This is a genomic window from Alistipes sp. CHKCI003 (genome assembly GCF_900021155.1).
Lineage (GTDB): Bacteria > Bacteroidota > Bacteroidia > Bacteroidales > Rikenellaceae > Alistipes > Alistipes excrementavium.
Window position 1 is genome coordinate 1 of record NZ_FCNT01000048.1, and the last position, 630, is coordinate 630.

The 630-nt window shown below is 63.7% G+C and carries 1 protein-coding gene; it reads left to right on the forward strand.

Annotated features, from left to right (window positions below):
- The coding region (locus BN3659_RS05715) for a hypothetical protein (protein ID WP_141682512.1) at positions 1–630 on the forward strand (630 nt) is incomplete at both ends.

A 630-nucleotide genomic window follows, 5' to 3' on the forward strand; every position in this document is an offset into this window, starting at 1 on the left:
TGTTCGACAACGGCGGCGCGATGGACGGCAACCTCGTGGCCGCATTGATGAACGGGAACAACCGTAACGGCAACGCTTACGGCTGGGAGTGGATGTGGATGATCCTGCTGTGGGCCCTCTGGGGCGGTAACGGCTGGGGCGGCTTCGGCGGCCGCGGAATGGGCAGCCTTCCGGCCGAACTGAACGGAGACGCCGGACGCCAGCTGCTCATGAACGCCATTCAGGGCAACGGCAATGCCATCTCGCAGCTCGCCTCGTCGCTCAACTGCTCCGTACAGCAGATCCAGACGGCTCTGTGCAACATTCAGGCTCAGTCGGGGCTCTCGGCGCAGCAGATCATCAACGCCGTACAGTCCGGCAACGCGCAGGTGCTCTCCCAAATGGCCTCGTGCTGCTGCGACGTGCGCACCGCCATTGAACGGCAGGGCTACGAAAGTCAGCTCGCGGTGCTCAACCAGACCAACACGCTGACCAACACGGCCAACGCGCAGTTCACGGCCCTCGGCTCGAAAATCGACGCCCAGACGCAGGTCATCAACGACAAGTTCTGTCAGCTGGAGATGCGCGAGATGCAGAACAAGCTCGACGCCGAGCGTGCCAAGAGCGCAGCGCTGGCCGGACAGCTCTCGC